The sequence below is a fragment of the Scandinavium sp. genome, assembly GCF_032012665.1.
Taxonomy (GTDB): Bacteria; Pseudomonadota; Gammaproteobacteria; order Enterobacterales; family Enterobacteriaceae; genus Scandinavium.
Window position 1 is genome coordinate 1 of sequence record NZ_DALZVG010000059.1, and the last position, 2610, is coordinate 2610.

General features: G+C 51.2%; 2 tRNA genes and 2 rRNA genes. All 4 read left to right on the plus strand.

Annotation, left to right across the window (positions count from 1 at the left end):
• Window positions 1-170 (plus strand): 16S ribosomal RNA (locus tag RTU33_RS21750); the annotation flags it as partial.
• 91 nt (window positions 171-261) lie between these two features.
• Window positions 262-338, plus strand: a tRNA-Ile gene (locus RTU33_RS21755).
• Between the two features lie 30 nt (window positions 339-368).
• Window positions 369-444, plus strand: a tRNA-Ala gene (locus tag RTU33_RS21760).
• Between the two features lie 252 nt (window positions 445-696).
• A 23S ribosomal RNA gene (locus RTU33_RS21765) occupies window positions 697-2610 on the plus strand; the annotation flags it as partial.

The window sequence follows — 2610 nt, forward strand, 5'->3', positions numbered from 1 at the left end:
GAATACGTTCCCGGGCCTTGTACACACCGCCCGTCACACCATGGGAGTGGGTTGCTCCAGAAGTAGCTAGTCTAACCTTCGGGGGGACGGTTACCACGGAGTGATTCATGACTGGGGTGAAGTCGTAACAAGGTAGCCGTAGGGGAACCTGCGGCTGGATCACCTCCTTAATCGAAGACTTCAGCTTCTTCATAAGTTCCCACACGAATTGCTTGATTCACTAGCGAAAAGCGATTGGGTTTCGACCCGAGAGAGACGATTGGGTCTGTAGCTCAGTTGGTTAGAGCGCACCCCTGATAAGGGTGAGGTCGGCAGTTCGAATCTGCCCAGACCCACCAATTGTCATGGGATGTGGCCGATCTGTAGATGGGGCCATAGCTCAGCTGGGAGAGCGCCTGCTTTGCACGCAGGAGGTCAGCGGTTCGATCCCGCTTGGCTCCACCATTAACTCGATAATCGCTGAAAGCACAGAAATGAATAGATTCCTTAGGGAGTGTATTGATTTCTGGTCTTTGCGCCAGTAACTGTTCTTTAAAAATTTGGGTATGTGATAGAAGTAGATTTGGGTAATTACTTTCACTGGTGATTATTCAAGTCAAGGTAAAATTTGCGAGATGCTCGAGAGAGCAAAATGCGGATTTTCGGCGAATGTCGTCTTCACGTTATAGACAGTAACCAGATTGCTTGGGGTTATATGGTCAAGTGAAGAAGCGCATACGGTGGATGCCTTGGCAGTCAGAGGCGATGAAAGACGTGGTAGCCTGCGAAAAGCTTCGGGGAGTCGGCAAACAGACTGTGATCCGGAGATGTCTGAATGGGGGAACCCAGCCATCATAAGATGGTTATCACACACTGAATACATAGGTGTGTGAGGCGAACCAGGGGAACTGAAACATCTAAGTACCCTGAGGAAAAGAAATCAACCGAGATTCCCTTAGTAGTGGCGAGCGAACGGGGACTAGCCCTTAAGCTTCTTTGATTTTAGCGGAACGCTCTGGAAAGTGCGGCCATAGTGGGTGATAGCCCTGTACGCGAAAGGATCTTAGAAGTGAAATCGAGTAGGACGGAGCACGAGAAACTTTGTCTGAATATGGGGGGACCATCCTCCAAGGCTAAATACTACTGACTGACCGATAGTGAACCAGTACCGTGAGGGAAAGGCGAAAAGAACCCCGGAGAGGGGAGTGAAATAGATCCTGAAACCGTATGCGTACAAGCAGTGGGAGCCTACTTTGTTAGGTGACTGCGTACCTTTTGTATAATGGGTCAGCGACTTATTTTCAGTGGCGAGCTTAACCGAATAGGGGAGGCGTAGCGAAAGCGAGTCTTAATAGGGCGTCTAGTCGCTGGGAATAGACCCGAAACCGGGCGATCTATCCATGGGCAGGTTGAAGGTTGGGTAACACTAACTGGAGGACCGAACCGACTACCGTTGAAAAGTTAGCGGATGACCTGTGGATCGGAGTGAAAGGCTAATCAAGCTCGGAGATAGCTGGTTCTCCTCGAAAGCTATTTAGGTAGCGCCTCGTGTATCACTGCTGGGGGTAGAGCACTGTTTCGGCTAGGGGGTCATCCCGACTTACCAAACCGATGCAAACTCCGAATACCAGCAAGTGTCAGCACGGGAGACACACGGCGGGTGCTAACGTCCGTCGTGAAAAGGGAAACAACCCAGACCGTCAGCTAAGGTCCCAAAATCCTGGTTAAGTGGGAAACGATGTGGGAAGGCTTAGACAGCTAGGAGGTTGGCTTAGAAGCAGCCACCCTTTAAAGAAAGCGTAATAGCTCACTAGTCGAGTCGGCCTGCGCGGAAGATGTAACGGGGCTCAAACCAGGTACCGAAGCTACGGGTTCATCGCAAGATGAGCGGTAGAGGAGCGTTCTGTAAGCCTGTGAAGGTGAGTTGAGAAGCTTGCTGGAGGTATCAGAAGTGCGAATGCTGACATGAGTAACGACAATGCGAGTGAAAAACTCGCACGCCGAAAGACCAAGGGTTCCTGCGCAACGTTAATCGACGCAGGGTGAGTCGGTCCCTAAGGCGAGGCTGAAGAGCGTAGTCGATGGGAAACGGGTTAATATTCCCGTACTTCTAGTTACTGCGATGGGGGGACGGAGAAGGCTAGGCCAGCTTGGCGTTGGTTGTCCAAGTTTAAGGTGGTAGGCAGAGGTCTTAGGTAAATCCGGGATCTTAATGCCGAGAACTGATGACGATCCTTCTTTTAGAAGGAGAAGTGGTTGATGCCATGCTTCCAGGAAAAGCCTCTAAGCTTCAGGTAACTAGGAACCGTACCCCAAACCGACACAGGTGGTTGGGTAGAGAATACCAAGGCGCTTGAGAGAACTCGGGTGAAGGAACTAGGCAAAATGGCACCGTAACTTCGGGAGAAGGTGCGCCGGTGAGGGTGAAGCATTTACTGCGTAAGCTCATGCCGGTCGAAGATACCAGGCCGCTGCGACTGTTTATTAAAAACACAGCACTCTGCAAACACGAAAGTGGACGTATAGGGTGTGACGCCTGCCCGGTGCCGGAAGGTTAATTGATGGGGTTAGCGCAAGCGAAGCTCTTGATCGAAGCCCCGGTAAACGGCGGCCGTAACTATAACGGTCCTA